Raw genomic sequence first — 14,561 nt, forward strand, 5'->3', positions numbered from 1 at the left:
GAGACCCGACCAAATCAATTTTGGTCCGTGCAGGTCCGAGGTCCGAACACACGGACCTCGGACCTGCATCTATCGATCCGGAATCACAGAGCTACTTCGGTGATCCGGGTGCGGGTTTAGGCTTTGGCTTGGGCTTTTTCTTTACTTCGCGTTTTCCCGTATCTTTGTTTCCCATGCCACAAGTTTAACTTCGACTTGATGACTGCGGAAGTTCAAAACTATCGTGCTATTTGCTTTTGTGGTACATGGACGAAGGGAAATCGCGGGTTCGTGCTATCCCACTCATGGCGCAAGAAACGCGCCATGAATGGGGCACGTTGTAATGGGGAAACGAAGAAGAAAAAACACACTTTAAAACAACAGCGGCGGCTCGGATTGAGCCGCCGCTGTTGTTGCATCCGATGAAGGTTTAGAAGTTGATGCGTCCGCTGAACTGGAGGGTGCGGGAGCCTGACGATGGGGAGTAGGGCTGGCCAAAGGCAGTGACGGTGCCCAGCGTGCCGTAGTTGCCCGCATTGATGTCCGCGGTGGAAGTGAGGGTGTTGTTGGGTGTGCCGGTGTTACCGGTTCCGGTGGTGAAGTTGTAAAGGAGCGCGTGGTTGAAGAGGTTGAAGGCTTCAAAGCGAATCTGGAATTCCTTCTCATGCCAGATGTGGAAGGAGCGGAAGAGGCTGGTGTTGAAGTCGGAGACGCCGGGTCCGCGGAATTCGTTGCGATACGTGTTGGGCAGGGTTGGCGGGGCGTTGTCGGGGTTTCCTGCGACCGTGGCTGTGGGTTCGTTGGGGTTGGCGAAGGATGAGGGATCGAACCAGGGCTTGCCGCTGGCGAGGGTGCGGCTGTGGCCGCTCAACTGGTGGTAGGGCTTGACGAGTTGAGCAAAGGTGGTTCCCCAGCCGGGAGCAAGGTTGCCGATGGTGTTGGAGTTGGCGACGACGGAGAAGGGCGTGCCGCTCTGGTGGCTGAACTGGCCATTCAACTGCCAGCCGCCAGCGATCCATGCGGATGCGCCGTGGTTGGCCCACTTCTGGCCGTAGCCGAAGGGAAGATTGTAGACGGCGTAGACCTGGGCGTTGTGCTTTACGTCGTAGCCTGCGAGACCGCGGTTGAAGTGGTAGTACGCGGGATAGTTGAAGGCCGTGCCTCCGGAGCCGGAGCCAGCGCCGTTGTCCTCGAAGTCGATGGCTCTTGAAAAGGTGTAGACGACTCCGATGGCGCCGTTTTTCCCTGCCTGGCGGGTGAGCTGCGACTGCATGGCGTTGTAAAAGGAGCGGAATTGCGGCGCATTCTGGTTGATGCCGCCGGTGTTATAGCAGGCCAGGTTTGCTGTGCCGGTACACCACTGCTCGTTGATGGTTTCGTTGTCCGCAAAGTTGCAACCGCCGGTGAGGCCGGTGGAGGGGTTGTACTGGCCGTTGGCCATGCAGGGCGTGCTGGACGAGGGGAACGGCGCGGAGTTGTACGGGGTGACGGTGGCGGGCTGGCGGACGTATTCCGTGCCAACGTAGCCGACATTTCCCACCCAGTGGCCGGGCAGCTCACGCTGCACGATGAGGTTCCAGCTCATGATGTAGCCGCGGTTGTAATTGAGCGGAACGGTCTGGGTGCTGACGGGGATGGGCAACGGGACAAAGCCGGTGGAGAGATTGGGCTGGGGGATTGCGGGGATGCCGTAGGAGAGCGTCATGGCCGCATTGTTATTGGCCGGATCCTGGGCGATGGTGCCGGTGGTGGAACCGGTGTAACTGGAGGTGACGGAGCCCGGATACATGTCGCGGAGGACGCGATAGCTGTCGGGATCGGTGGTCATGCCGAAGCCGGAACGAACGACGGTCTTTGAATTGAGGCTGTAGTTGAAACCAACGCGCGGAACGAAGTTGCCCAAGCCGACTTTGAGGCCCGCGGATTCGGGATTGCCGGCGACGCCGCCAATCTCCACGTTCGCTGTGGGCGGCAGGGCGGGGTTCATGAGGTAGATGCCGGTGTGATCCATGTACGGCGTGGGGTAGTACTCGTAGCGGATGCCGTAGACGATGGTGAGCCTGGGCGTTACCGTCCAGGTGTCCTGGGCGTAGGCGCCATACGTGCTCCAACGGAGAGTTTTGGGATCGACGGTCTGGATGGCCTTGGAAACGCCCTGGCCGGTGCCGTCATTGGGCAGGCCGAGGAGGTAATCGGCGAGCGTGTTGTAGGCGTTGACGCTGGAATTGTTGGTGGACATGCCGCCCTGGAAGAGAAAGCCTCCGCGGGGATTGGAGACGCCGCTGCCGAGGTTGGGCTGGAAGTGGTTGAGGTCGAAGTGATAGTAGGTAAAGCCGTACTTGGTGGAGTGATGACCTTTGACCCAGCTCAGGTTGACGTCGCCGGTGAACTGATTGTCGCGGAACTCGAAGGGGTTGGCTGTTTGTGCATTGCCAAGCGTGGAGAAGGTGGAATTCATGGAAAAGATGGGCTGGCCGACGTAGTCCGTGCCGACGCCGTTGGTGCCGGGAATTTTAAGCACATCCAGCCCGAAGTCTCCGTCTTTGAGATCGAGCGTGGACTGCGCGCCGGCGACCTGGCGCGTATAGCCGAAGTCGGCATCGAGAACCAGATTGGGTGTGAGGATGCGGCTGTAGCCGAGACCGACGTTCTGGATACGTCCGCCGGTGTTGCCGGGCTGACCGCCGTCAAAGGTGGATCCGCCGGCCGCTCCCAGCGCCTGTGGATCGAGGATGCTGAACGGCTCGATGGAGTACTTGCCGAAGATGTGGGTGTTTTCGTCGGGGACGTAATCGATCTTGGCGTCGTTGGTGTTGCGGTTGTAGGCATAGGTTGCCGTGCCGAAGTAGTCGTTGGCAAGACCGCCGGCAAAATTTGGCGTGGGCTGGCCGGCGGTGCCGACCAGCGAGGAGATGGGCTGGAGCAGCGCGAGCATGGTGGACGCTGCAAAGGCCTGGCGCGAGGCCGGGATGCAGTTGCAGTTGTATTCCGACATGAAGGTGGGACGGTTGCCCGGCAGCAGATAGCCATTGGCTGTGCCGGGGCCGGTCTGCGGTACGCCCATGGGCTGCGGGTCGTAAAGCGTCACAAAGTCGGAGGCCTGCGTGAAGTCGCCGCCGAGCATGGCGGTGGTAGGCACGGTTTCGTCGCCGCTGATGAGCTTGCGCTGGGTGGTGCGCTCAAAGTTATCGAAGAAGAAGAGCTTCTTTTTGCCGGTAAGGATATGCGGAATGTAGACGGGCCCGCCGACGTTAAAGCCCCACTCGTCGAAGACGTACTTGGGAACGGCCCCGGTGTTGGCGGTGTAGGGACGGGCGTTGATGGACGCGTCCTGGTAATACCACCAGCCGCTGCCGTGGAATTGGGAGGTGCCGCTCTTGGAGGTGATTTTGATGGACGCGCCGCCGGCCTGGCCCTGCTCGGGATTGAAGGCGTTGGTGGTGAAGCTGACGTTTTCGATGGCGTCCTGCGGCGGGACGTAGGCAAGAATGTACGGCAGCCAGCCGTAGTAATTGACGGCGCCGTCGATGCGGGTGGTATTGCCGTTGTAGGAGTTGCCGTTGACGTTGACGGACATGGAGCGGGATGGATTGGCGGAGGTGGAGTTCTTCTCCTGCACAGCCGAAGCGCCGGGAATGATGGTATAGAGCGCCTGGAAGTTTCTGCCCGCGCTGGAGGTGGTGGGCAGTGCGTTGAGCTGCGTCTGGGTGATTTCGGAATTGACTTCGGCGGATTCGGTTTGCAATGCCGCCGCCTGAGTGCCGTTGACCGTGATTTCCGTGGTGACAGTACCGGGTTGCAGGGTCACATCGACGCGGACTTTGCTGTTGACTTCCACATGGATGTCGCGGACGCGGTAGGCAGCAAAACCACTGACCTGCGCGGCTACGGTGTAGTTTCCGGGGACAACATCGAGAAGGTTATAGGAGCCATCGCCGCTGCTCTGCGAAACGCGCTTGTCACCGGTGTCCTGGCTGGTGAGCGTGATGGCCACGTTGGGCACAACGGCCCCGGTCTTGTCTGTGACCGTGCCCGTGATGGAGCCGTAGAGAATCTGAGCGTGCGCCCTGCTCCCCATGGAGAGCAGCAACGCTACAGCGAGCGTCGCAAATGCGGCGCGGCGGAAGATACGAATATTGCGAATGCTGCCTTGAGCCTTCCCCGTCATGTTGCCTCCTTGACATTCCCCTTACCTGCCTCTTGGCTGCGCTGTACCGCGCTGTGCCGCAAGAATCCGGCTCCGGGCATATCTGTAGGTCGTCCCAGACGGTGCTGGAGCAGGTCTTTAATTTGCGACCCGAACTATAGGCTTGACGTAATTCGCTTGTCAAGCAGCAGGTCGATCGATCTATGGGAAATTGATATGCTGTCGTACCCGGAAGAATGGGGCTTTGCAGCGGCAGATTCCGGAGGAGTATTCGTTTCCGGTTCATTTCCGGCGCAAATATGGAACCGCGGCGGGAAACTTATACAAGCGCGGTCGCGGCGAAAATGCGCTTTTTCATCAAAATCCCGTTTTCAACGGCGCAAACAGACGTTACAATCGGGCGCAAAGACGGTTTGCAGATTCTTCCGATGTGGTTTCCATAGCGGGCGAGTTTTGCGTCCATTTTTAGTGCGGCAATTTGCCAGGTTGAACCAGACAAATCGGAACACGTATCGGAAATTATGGCCACCGTATGCAAGCATCCCAGAGTTCGCGTCGTATCGCGGCACGAAGACACGGAATTTGTCGAGTGCCTGGAGTGCGGCGAGGTTTTTGACTCAGAAGAGTTTCAGGATATGGCAATCGAGGAGAGCGTGGAAGCCGAAGAGGCAGAGGCTGAATCCTGATGGCTTGACATGAAAGGCGCTAGCTCGAGCTTTTGCCCGGCGCGCCGGGGCTGTTTGCCGCAAAATGCTGCGTTTTGCGGCTCACCACCCAGGCATAGTGCAGACCGGAGAGAATTGTCAGAACCATCGTCGCATCCAGCGCGACTTGCCGCAACTGCCACATCCATTTTGCGCCGTCCACTTGCACCAACAGCACTGTTGCAATGGCCACGATCTGCGCAACTGTATTGGCTTTGCCGAGAATGCTCGGCTTGAACTCGCGCCTGCCTACGGCATAAAGAATTGCCGCGACAACCAGGATGCCCACGTCGCGGCTAAAGACAAGCACCGTAACGCGCACGGGAATCAGGTTCTTATGCGTGAGTACCAGGAAAAGCGTGCTCAAGAGCAGCTTGTCGGCCACTGGATCCAGGTACTGTCCCAGCGCAGTTCGCTGCTTCAGCAGCCGCGCAAGCAATCCATCGAAGGCATCCGTCAGCCCTGCCACGATAAAAAGCACCAGACCCGCGGCAAAACGGCCCTCCAGCACAGCCACCACCAGAAAAGGCGCCAGGCATATACGAGCCAGCGTCAGCAGGTTCGGCGCTGCGCGCAGCGGGTTTGTAATGGATGCGCTTGCTTGATCTGACATTGCAGGCGGCTCAGCAATGACCATATTACATCTGATGCCCAGCCTACCCGCAGCCGCATTTTGTTCTCCGCGACAATACTGGTAAACTAATTTTCAAGCCGTTTCCCACCTTTATTAACGGCCGCATGGTATGCACAGGCGCGTAGCTCAGTTGGTTAGAGCGCTTCCTTGACACGGAAGAGGTCGCTGGTTCGAGTCCAGTCGTGCCTACCATCAGTCGTGCCTACCATTTATTTTCAAGCACTTACGGTAGCCATCCCCAATAATCCCAACCCGCAATCCAGCCCACACATCATTGCACCGTTCTTGTCGGCATCGTGAGCGCCCGTAAGAACGTGGACGGCTGGTTTACGCCGTGGTCTTCGATGGCAAACCGCTCATCGAAGACTCCGGCCTGACGCTGAGCCTGGTAGGAGCGCGCCCGCTTGGCGATAACATCCGCATTACTCAAGCCATTCCAGCGTCTGGTGTCGATGACTACGATCAGATTGCGGGAGCGGCAACCCATGTCCACGACGCCTATAACAGCCTGACGGTGACCGTTCACCGAGCCGGACAAGCCGGGCCGCAGCATGGCGGTTGAGGCTTGTGCGTATGACGGCGCGCTTGCCTTCCGATATGCCCTTCCCGAACAACCTGGAGTCAGAGGGCTTCGCCTGGAGGAGGAGCACACCTAATTCAACTTTGATCGCGATGCATCCACCTGGGCGCTTGAGTTGCCCAACTTCCGCTCCGGATACGAGAGCGAATTCATACCATTGGCGATCAGCGCCCTTAGCCAGCATGGCGGCACGCAGAGTCACATGCTTGTCGGCCTTCCCCTGCTGACGCATATTCCTGGTGCGGCGTGGCTGGCTATTGCGGAGGCCGACCTCGAGGGCAACAGCGTTATGTATCTCACCGGCGGCAGCCCGCAAGACATAGCGGGCAAAGGCCAAATCCGGCTTGAGGCCGTCCTCGCGCCTCGCTTCGATGATCCGCCCTCGTACCCAACAGTGGCGGTCGTTGGACGGCTCCCGCACCATTCCGCATGGCGTGTCTTGCAGGTAGCCGACACGCCCGGCGCTCTCATCGAGTCAAACATCATCAACGATCTCAGCCCTCCAAACGCTCTCAAGGAAACAAACTGGATACATCCAGGCAAGTCCGCCTGGGGCTGGTGGAATGGCAACGCCGGTGCGGATGGGAAAGGCGCGAACACGACCGCGGGGATGGAGTATTTCGTCGACTTTGCGGCGTCGTCTGGCTTTCCTTACATGCTGATCGACGGTGGCTGGTCTGAGCCGGACGACATTACCAAGATGAACGGTCGCGTCGATGTACCCGCCGTTGTGCAATATGCCGCGGCCAAAGGCGTGAAGATCTGGATTTGGACACACTATACCCCCACCGTGCTGCAAATGGACGGCGCCTTTCCCCTCTACGAAAAATGGGGCGTGGCAGGGGTGAAAATCGACTTCATCCAGCGCGGGGATCAGACCGGTGTGGAATTTTATTACCGGGCCGCGCGCCTCGCCGCTAAACATCATCTGATGCTGGACTTTCACGGCGCAACCTCGCCGTGGGGCATCAGCCGCACCTATCCCAATGTGGTGGGTTATGAAGGCGTACTCGGGATGGAGAACTCGAAATGGAGTGTTCGGGATAATCCAGTCAGTCGCACTACGCTGCCCTTCACGCGCATGCTGAGCGGCCCCATGGATTACACTCCTGGTGGATTTGGCAACGCCACGCAAGAAGGGTTCGTCGCGCGCAACTTCCGACCCATGGTGCTCGGCACCAGGGCCCAGCAACTGGCCCTCTATGTCGTTTACCTCGCACCACTCCAGATGGTGGCGGACGCGCCCCAGGCCTACGAGGGCCAACCGGAGTTTCAATTTATCAAGGACGTTCCTGCCACATGGGATGAGACGCGCGGCCTGCAGGGCTTTCCCGCAGAGACGATCACCGTGGCACGACGCAAGGGGCGAGAATGGTTTGTTGGATCGATCACCAACTGGTCGCCCAGGGACGTCAGCCTTCCACTTAAGTTCCTCGGTGCGGGCAAGTATATCTATCGGGATGCAGCGGATGCGGACCAAATGCCTCAGCACGTGACTATCGAAAAGAAACCAGTTAGTCAGTCTGAGACTTTGACACTGCACCTGGCGTCAGGTGGCGGTTTCGCAATCAGGTTTCTGCCCGCGGACTGACGGCCTTGGTTGGCGCTCTAACGACCCAAAACTTACCATCTCAACAAGTTTTTAGAAGAAGACCTTCCATTCCACGTCCTTGCCGGTCGAAGCCGTGAATTCGACAATCAGCAGATTCGCATCTGTCCGCATCGTCGCGCCTGGCACACCATCCGGCAGCTTCACAGACTTCGCGCTGAAGCCGTCCGGGAGATATATGTGCAAACTGTATGGGTCTCCGGCGACGGCTCGAGAGACGCCGCGCAGCATCGTTCGCTGATCGTCGTATTCCAGATCCTTGATGTCAAACGCCATCTGCCGAATGTGCCGGCTCGTCGAAATCAGGACTGGATGCGCCTGCTTCTCGACGATGCAGTAAACGTCGCAATCATAAGGATCCAGCGGCCGCGTTGCAAAGGTCCCTTTGAAGGTGCCGATCAACTTTTTCGTCCAGAACTCAAAAACGATGTACTCTTTTTCAGGGTCCAGGCGAAGATCCTTCTCCGCGCCCAAATGAGCCTCGAATGTATTGCGACCCGCCTTGCCAGTGAAGTTGAATATCGCCAGAAGATTCCAGTGACCGAAGGGGCGCTCCACCGGCATATTCCAAACCTGAGCCGGCTTGCGAATGAATAAGTCCACTGGGTAGGCAACGTCCATTGTTGGTGGGCTGATGCGCTTCATCAGCTCGATCCGGTCGTCGGGATAGGGCACGTCGAACGCCTCTGAGATGAAAAGCGTGCTACCTGCAAAGGCATGAAAGTTGGCGGTGACCTTGGCCTCGCCATAGTTATAGAGTTGTCCATCGGGGGCATTAAATTTGTAGATATGGAAGCCGTCGCCATCGTTCCAAAAGACACGGCCATTGTAAAAGGCGCGGTTCGCGGAACCAAGAACCGATTCGGTAAACAGCCCCGTGAACTCGGTTTGCGTCAGAGGCGAAACGGAGGTCTCGTAGCCGTGATCCGCATCTTCTGAAATCCGGCAAATGTCGACGATTCCATACGAGTGATCAATCGGCTGCATGTTTGAGCGGACGACTCTGCGCGGAGCCTTCAGGTCGATGGCCTCGCGCCACGGCATGCCGCCCGCATGATAGGTCTCCATCGCGCTCATGTAAGGGTCGTGTTGCCCTGGCCACTTATCCCACCAGTCTGCAAAATCCATCTCCGCACGACCCGTGTCGCCAGCGTGGTCGGATGCCCAGGCAAACGCCCGCTCGTGCTCCAGCCTGATGGCGAGAGGATTGGAGAAGTCGATGACCCGTTCGCCGCCGTACTTCGGTGTGTGTATCGGCAGGAAGCATTCGGGAGGGTAGTTCACCCGCGATGGCCGGCCCTGTGTTGCCCCGCCCGAACCGTAGAATCCAAATGTTCCCTGCCGTCCGGGGCCGCCCATACCCCAGTAAAAATCGCCGAGCCCATGATTCCGAAAGAATTTCTCTGCTAGCGCATTGCTGCCGCCCGACATCCATCCGTGAAAGCGGCTGTAGTTATTGGCCACTAACTCGCGGTCGTCGTGATCGATGGGCCGTCGCTGCTTCAGCCGTATGTCATGTGCTAAGGAGATCAGGTCCGCCTGGTGCTCCATTGCCCGCAAACCGTCATCGCTGAAATGGATGAGCAGCGTCTCGCCGACGAAGCTTTGTCCCACCGGCATCGTTACTTTATAGCCGCAATATCCGCGCACCTTCATCCGATTCGGACCGTTGCCTTGCCAGCCCGCCCCTACTTCAAATCGGGATGCGCCCTTCAGCGTTGTCACATGGCCCATCAGCAGAGTGTTGCCAGTCTCCGCATCTCTTACCAAATGGTTCACCGCATACATCCTGGGAGAAATCAGGCACTCGACCGGCCAGAGTTCGTAGTAGTCGCGATTGCGCGAATGTGTACCCAGGCTTGTCCATTTGTCGGTAGTCCCACCCAGCCGTGCATCGGTCGAGACAAAATAGTCCATGTCCTGGATGTCGACGGCGATTCCTGTATGGTTGGCGCGGCCCAGGCTTATAAGGATGTCGTTTCCGGTCTTGCTTGCAGAGATCCGATATTCGAAGTCCAGATGCCCGTGCTTTGTCCCGCGCAGTGTTACCGTCTCAAACGATCCCAGGTTGATGCGGTCATTCCGATCTACAGTGCTCGTTACTGCCCAGCCTGAGGGATCGTCACCAGGAAGGAAATGCACATTGTTGAGCTGCACATCGCTGCCCTTCAGTCCCGCTGACCATCGGCAGTTTGCAGGATCTACGGAGAGCTTCAGCTTTTCAGTCGCCACCTCGATAGATCTCGCATTCGGGTGCCCAGCCTCCGTACCGGGCATCGGGCTGGCTTCCGTGAGGAGCGCGCTGTTGAACGGCACAATCGATACCAGAGCTGCGCCTCGCACGGCCTGCGTCAACATATTGCGCCGAGTAATCGACGATCCAGGGACTTCCTTCTCCGTTGCCATATGATCCACTCCTATCGCGAAAATGCGTTGTATCCGCCGCGTCACAAAGTCTAGCGAGCGCCTCTTCCGGAGTAATCTCTACCCCCGAACATCCTGCGGCGAGCGGACCTTGGTGACAACGGCATGATTTAGGATTCCCGCGTTCAGATGTTTTCGGCCTATTCAGGCTTCCCGACTGAGTGGCTTTTGTAGAGTCCTTGGATAAGTTCGAAGGACTGCTTCTTCTTGCCGTCTTCTGAGATGAGCCCTTTGCGGTTGTAGCCATCCTGCAGCTTGGGGATGTTGCGGCCGGGAGAGCGGAAGTCCATCAATATCCAGGGGGTGACGCCACGCAGTTGCGGAATTTTGTTGAGCATGACGAACTGGTGTTGGAGGACGTAAGTCTGCTGTTCTTCAGTCCAGCGCTGGTTGGTCGCTCCATGGTTGCCCTGCTTTGCTTCGGCGCCAAACTCGCTCATGATGATGGGCTTTTGCGGCAGGGTCCACTGCATCTTGTCGGCGTCTTCTGGGACGCCGCTGTACCAGCCAATGTATTCGTTGACGCCGACCACATCCAGGACATCTGCAAAGGGATCATTGAGTGTGGCGGCGGTGCCTTCCATGTGCGCTGAGTTGAGGGCGGAGGTAATGAGGCGCGTGGAGTCGAGCTTGCGGGCTTCGTCGACTAGGCCGGTGAGGAATTTCGTCCGGACCGGGTAGTTACCCGTCTCGTTAGAGACCGACCAAAGAATGACCGAGGCCTTATTGCGATCACGTCGGATCATCTCTCTCAGCATTGCAACGTCTTTGGCATAGACTTCCGGTTTGTCAAAGGAGATGCGTTGCCAGTTAGGTATCTCTGACCAGACCATGATGCCGTCTCGGTCGGCGGCGCGCTCCATTCGCTCATCGTGTGGGTAGTGAGCAAGTCGGACGAAGTTAGCGTTCAGGTCTTTGAGGTAACTGAAAATGGTTGCAACGTCTTCGTCGGTATTCGCGCGGCCCCCGCGAACCGGAGCTTCGGCGTGCATGTTGGCACCCTGCAAGAAGACTGCTTTGCCGTTGAGGAGGATACGTGTGCCATCGACGCGGATGTCGCGGAAGCCAATATCGTCGATGAGCGTGTCGTCCCCGGAAGCCAGAGTTACCTTGTAGAGCTTGGGCGATTCGGGCGACCAGAGGGTTAGCTTGCTGGCCTTGACGCTGAAAGGAGCGTTGCCGTCGGCGCCGGTCATTACTGTGGTTCTGGCGCCTGCCTCGGGGATGTCCACGGTAACGGAGGTTCCGGCAGGAGCGTCGAGGACGTGGACGTACCCGGAGATCTCGGTGTTGCCGGCCTGCCAGGTAGCGCCGTGGGCAAGATGGACGTCATAGTCGTCAATGAAGGCAGCAGGCACGGTGACAAGCGATACGTCGCGCGTAAGGCCGCCGTAGTTGAACCAATCGATACCGACAGAGGGTATGCCATCTATAAGGCGAGTCGCATCCACGGCGATGACTACGAAGTTCGAGCCGGGATGAAGCACTGCGGTAACCTCGCAATCGAACGGTGTGTAGCCTCCCTCGTGGTCACAAACGCGCTTTTGGTTGACCCAGACGTGCGAGCGGTAGTTGGCCGCGCCAACGTGGAGAAAGGTGCGGGTACCGGGTTTAGGCTGGGCGTCGAAGTCCCGCTCATACCAGAGAACGCCTTCGTAGTTGAAGAGCTGCGGGATCTGCGTGTTCCAGTCGCCAGGCACTTTAAGCGTGGGCGCGGGAGCAAAATCATATTCGCTATTGTGCTTGCCCACGATGTTTGGGTGGGTATTCATGGCATAAGATTTGTCGTTGATCTCGCCATTCGCGTTGTATAGAGCCTGCCCGGGGGATTGATCGACCAGGTAATGCCAGTCGCCGTCGAGGCTCGTGACAGTGCGGCGATCGACTCCGACAAGAAGGGTCTGGAGGGGTTGCTGGCTAGATGCAGGAATCGTGAACGCCAGGCATCCAAACATCAAGACGCTGCCAAGGAAAATCGCGCCCAAACCAGTTGCGCGAACCGACGACAAGATCATACCGAGCATCACCTCGATCTTGAGGTTACAGCTTTTCTGGCATTCCAGGCGAGCGATAAACTAGCCTAGGGTTGGCCGGTGAATGACCGCCGCGTTACGGGTTGAGAGAATGTTTGCGGAGCATGGCTTAAATCGCCATGTCTGAACATACGCCATGATGTATAGGCTGGAGATCTGGGAAATGTATATGACCGTCACATGCCTCAAAAGAAGGTCCGCAGCTGTTCAACTGGGTCTGTGTTTCCTGGCGGCGATCAGTGCCGGTGCGCAGGTGGATGTGCTGACCCAGCATAACGACAATACACGGACGGGCGTGAATCTGCACGAGACCGTGCTTACACCGGAAAATGTGACCAAAGCTCGGTTCGGGATGTTGTTCAAGCGGGTAGTGGACGATCAGCTCTACACACAACCCCTGATTGTGACTGGCGTGGAAGTGGGCGGCGGCACACACGACGTTGTGTATGTGACGACGGTAAATAACAGCGTCTATGCGTTCGACGCGAATGATGCAGCGGCTGAAGGACCCATCTGGCATGTGAATTTTGGAACGCCCGCAAACATGCACAGCACGAACTTCGGCTGCCTCGACATCAACGGCCAGATGGGGATTATCGGGACGCCGGTGATTGATAAGGTGCGGGGTGTGTTGTATGTGGTGGCCTTGACCCGGGCTGGCGCGGTGACAGGGCCGCATGCGGGATTCACGCAAAGACTTCATGCCCTCGATCTCGCAACAGGCGCAGACCTGCCGGAGAGTCCGGTTGCGATTCAAGCCCCAGACTTTAATGCGCTGATGCAAAATCAGCGGCCGGCTCTGATGCTGGCCAACGACATGGTGTATGTGGGCTATGCGTCTCATTGCGACAAAGATCCCTACCACGGCTTCTTGATGGCTTACGACGCAAAGACGCTGGCCCAGGTCGCAGTTTTCAACTCGTCTCCAACCGGCTCGGAGGCGAGTTTCTGGCAGTCCGGTCAAGGGCCGGCAGCGGACGCCGACGGAAATGTGTATGCGGTAACCGGTAATGGAAGCTGGGACGGCATCCAGAACTTCAGTGAAAGCTTTCTGAAGTTCACTCCGCAACTGAAGCTGCTTGATTGGTTCACGCCGACGAACCACTTTGCGCTGGACAAGGCGGACAACGATCTCAACTCATCGGGGGCAACGCTGATTCCCGGAACGCACCTGGTAGTGGGTGGAGGCAAAGAGGGCGTGCTGTACACGCTCGATACACGGAAGCTCGGCCACCTGGGAGATGAGCAAGCGATACAGCATTTTAAGGCAACCGCTTCACACCTGCATAGCCTGGTGTATTGGGAGAGCGCGAAGTCCGGCAACCTGCTCTATGTGTGGGGTCAGCGGGATCGAGCGAAGGTGTACAAGTTGATCGGCGACAAGCTTAGTGAGACACCCGTAACTATGCGCGATGTTCCAAACGAAGGACATCCAGGAGCAATGCTCTCGCTGTCGGCAAACGGGAATAAGGACGGTATTCTTTGGGCAGCAATCCACGCAACGGGAGACTCATGGCACGAGTCGCGGCCCGGTGTCCTGCACGCTTACGATGCCGATGACATCCGCCGTGAGTTGTGGAGCTCGCTGGAGTTGCCGGCGCGGGATGATTGCGGGGAATACTCGAAGATGGCCCCTCCGACAATTGCGAATGGAAAAGTGTATCTGGCGAGTTTTGGGTTTGAGAACACCGGCACAGGGCAGTTTTGTGTGTACGGGCTCCTGCCTGTGCCGGGTGCGGAGAAACTGCCTGCGCCGACAGGTGGCCGGGCAGAGTTGAAAGATGGAAATGTGAAGCTGACGTGGGATGCGGCGCCGGGCGCAAAGGTTTATAGAGTGCAGCGCACGAGTTCCCTCGAACCCAGGCCTAAGATGCTGGCCATGGGTTTGACAACCACGAAGTATGTCGAACCCGCGCCGGAGCGTGGGGAGTCTTTGAGCTACAAGATCTTCGCAGTGGGGACCGATGGCGTGAGCGGAGGCTCGGCGCTGGTGACGGTTGCATCTCAAAAGGCTGAGCTAGTAGAGGACTGAAGACGCGAGCTGGCAGCCCCATCTTTCGATATGCACGGAACGGATCCGCACTCGTGGCTGGGGGGCCAAGGAAATGGTCCGTCGCAGGAGCCTGCCTGCGACATCATGGGCGATTGCCTTTTCCGCACTTCCTGATTCACCAACGGATCTCAAGTCGAATTCAGTTCTTGAATCGGTCGTCATAATCCAGGGCAGTGAGAGAAACCGACTTCGGCGCGGAGAACGTAGCATCCCAACCAGCGCGATGTTCTGCGCTCGTTACTTCCTTGCCAAATTTGCCATCGTAGGTCTTTGAGACCTAGGAACTCATTGAAAAACGCCACAAGTCCTTGAATTCCTTGGGGAGTTGTGGACTTTTTGCCTTCAAACCGGTTTGAATTGGTGTTTTGGTGCGTGTTTATGGGGCTTTTCGGGTTCTG

Annotated in this window: 9 protein-coding genes, 1 tRNA gene and 2 pseudogenes; 7 read left to right on the forward strand and 5 right to left on the reverse strand. The window is 57.9% G+C overall.

Annotated features, from left to right (window positions below; genetic code table 11):
• A partial coding sequence (locus ABSG47_RS18835) for a hypothetical protein (protein ID WP_424171412.1) occupies window positions 1-188 on the forward strand: 188 nt, incomplete at its 5' end.
• Between the two features lie 221 nt (window positions 189-409).
• Here the strand turns inward: ABSG47_RS18835 and ABSG47_RS18840 are convergent.
• Window positions 410-4,147: an outer membrane beta-barrel protein gene (locus tag ABSG47_RS18840; protein WP_424171415.1), complete on the reverse strand. Its 3,738-nt coding sequence runs from the start codon at window positions 4,145-4,147 to the stop codon at window positions 410-412.
• A 500-nt stretch (window positions 4,148-4,647) separates the two neighbouring features.
• Here ABSG47_RS18840 and ABSG47_RS18845 point away from each other — a divergent pair, with 500 nt between their 5' ends.
• Window positions 4,648-4,812: a hypothetical protein gene (locus ABSG47_RS18845; RefSeq protein ID WP_424171417.1), complete on the forward strand. Its 165-nt coding sequence runs from the start codon at window positions 4,648-4,650 to the stop codon at window positions 4,810-4,812.
• 19 nt (window positions 4,813-4,831) lie between these two features.
• On the opposite strand, the gene pgsA is transcribed toward ABSG47_RS18845, so the two are convergent.
• A complete protein-coding gene (gene pgsA / locus ABSG47_RS18850) occupies window positions 4,832-5,443 on the reverse strand; it encodes a CDP-diacylglycerol--glycerol-3-phosphate 3-phosphatidyltransferase (protein WP_424171420.1) in 612 nt (203 codons plus the stop codon).
• 136 nt (window positions 5,444-5,579) lie between these two features.
• Between pgsA and ABSG47_RS18855 the strand changes: the two genes are divergently transcribed.
• From ABSG47_RS18855 to ABSG47_RS18870, 4 genes and pseudogenes are all read left to right on the forward strand, one after another.
• A tRNA-Val gene (locus ABSG47_RS18855) sits at window positions 5,580-5,656 on the forward strand.
• Window positions 5,657-5,786: 130 nt separating this feature from the next.
• Entirely contained in the window at window positions 5,787-6,026 is a 240-nt protein-coding gene (locus ABSG47_RS18860; RefSeq protein WP_424171431.1) for a glycoside hydrolase family 97 N-terminal domain-containing protein, read from the forward strand.
• Window positions 6,027-6,132: 106 nt separating this feature from the next.
• Window positions 6,133-7,041 (forward strand): annotated as a pseudogene (locus ABSG47_RS18865) (glycoside hydrolase family 97 catalytic domain-containing protein); the annotation flags it as partial.
• A gap of 231 nt (window positions 7,042-7,272) precedes the next feature.
• Entirely contained in the window at window positions 7,273-7,635 is a 363-nt protein-coding gene (locus ABSG47_RS18870; protein WP_481133041.1) for a glycoside hydrolase family 97 C-terminal domain-containing protein, read from the forward strand.
• A gap of 51 nt (window positions 7,636-7,686) precedes the next feature.
• On the opposite strand, the gene ABSG47_RS18875 is transcribed toward ABSG47_RS18870, so the two are convergent.
• Window positions 7,687-10,059 carry a hypothetical protein gene (locus ABSG47_RS18875; protein ID WP_424171423.1) on the reverse strand — a complete coding sequence of 791 codons (2,373 nt, stop codon included), beginning with the start codon at window positions 10,057-10,059 and terminating at the stop codon, window positions 7,687-7,689.
• 158 nt (window positions 10,060-10,217) lie between these two features.
• On the reverse strand, window positions 10,218-12,092 hold the full coding sequence (locus ABSG47_RS18880; RefSeq protein ID WP_424171426.1) for a glycoside hydrolase family 2 protein: 1,875 nt from the start codon (window positions 12,090-12,092) through the stop codon (window positions 10,218-10,220).
• A gap of 187 nt (window positions 12,093-12,279) precedes the next feature.
• On the opposite strand from ABSG47_RS18880, the gene ABSG47_RS18885 reads away from it, so the two are divergent.
• Window positions 12,280-14,142: a PQQ-binding-like beta-propeller repeat protein gene (locus ABSG47_RS18885; RefSeq protein ID WP_424171429.1), complete on the forward strand. Its 1,863-nt coding sequence runs from the start codon at window positions 12,280-12,282 to the stop codon at window positions 14,140-14,142.
• 187 nt (window positions 14,143-14,329) lie between these two features.
• Here the strand turns inward: ABSG47_RS18885 and ABSG47_RS18890 are convergent.
• Window positions 14,330-14,413: pseudogene (locus tag ABSG47_RS18890) on the reverse strand (relaxase domain-containing protein); the annotation flags it as partial.
• Between the last annotated feature and the right edge of the window lie 148 nt (window positions 14,414-14,561).

This window comes from Occallatibacter sp. (assembly GCF_049510455.1).
GTDB lineage: Bacteria > Acidobacteriota > Terriglobia > Terriglobales > Acidobacteriaceae > Telmatobacter.

Excerpts from the sequence above, each read along its gene's own strand:
- pgsA (WP_424171420.1), bottom strand. The coding sequence starts at position 5,443 with ATGTCAGATCAAGCAAGCGCATCCATTACAAACCCGCTGCGCGCAGCG.
- ABSG47_RS18840 (WP_424171415.1), bottom strand. The coding sequence starts at position 4,147 with ATGACGGGGAAGGCTCAAGGCAGCATTCGCAATATTCGTATCTTCCGC.
- ABSG47_RS18870 (WP_481133041.1), top strand. The coding sequence starts at position 7,273 with ATGGTGGCGGACGCGCCCCAGGCCTACGAGGGCCAACCGGAGTTTCAA.
- ABSG47_RS18875 (WP_424171423.1), bottom strand. The coding sequence starts at position 10,059 with ATGGCAACGGAGAAGGAAGTCCCTGGATCGTCGATTACTCGGCGCAAT.
- ABSG47_RS18880 (WP_424171426.1), bottom strand. The coding sequence starts at position 12,092 with ATGATCTTGTCGTCGGTTCGCGCAACTGGTTTGGGCGCGATTTTCCTT.
- ABSG47_RS18845 (WP_424171417.1), top strand. The coding sequence starts at position 4,648 with ATGGCCACCGTATGCAAGCATCCCAGAGTTCGCGTCGTATCGCGGCAC.
- ABSG47_RS18885 (WP_424171429.1), top strand. The coding sequence starts at position 12,280 with ATGACCGTCACATGCCTCAAAAGAAGGTCCGCAGCTGTTCAACTGGGT.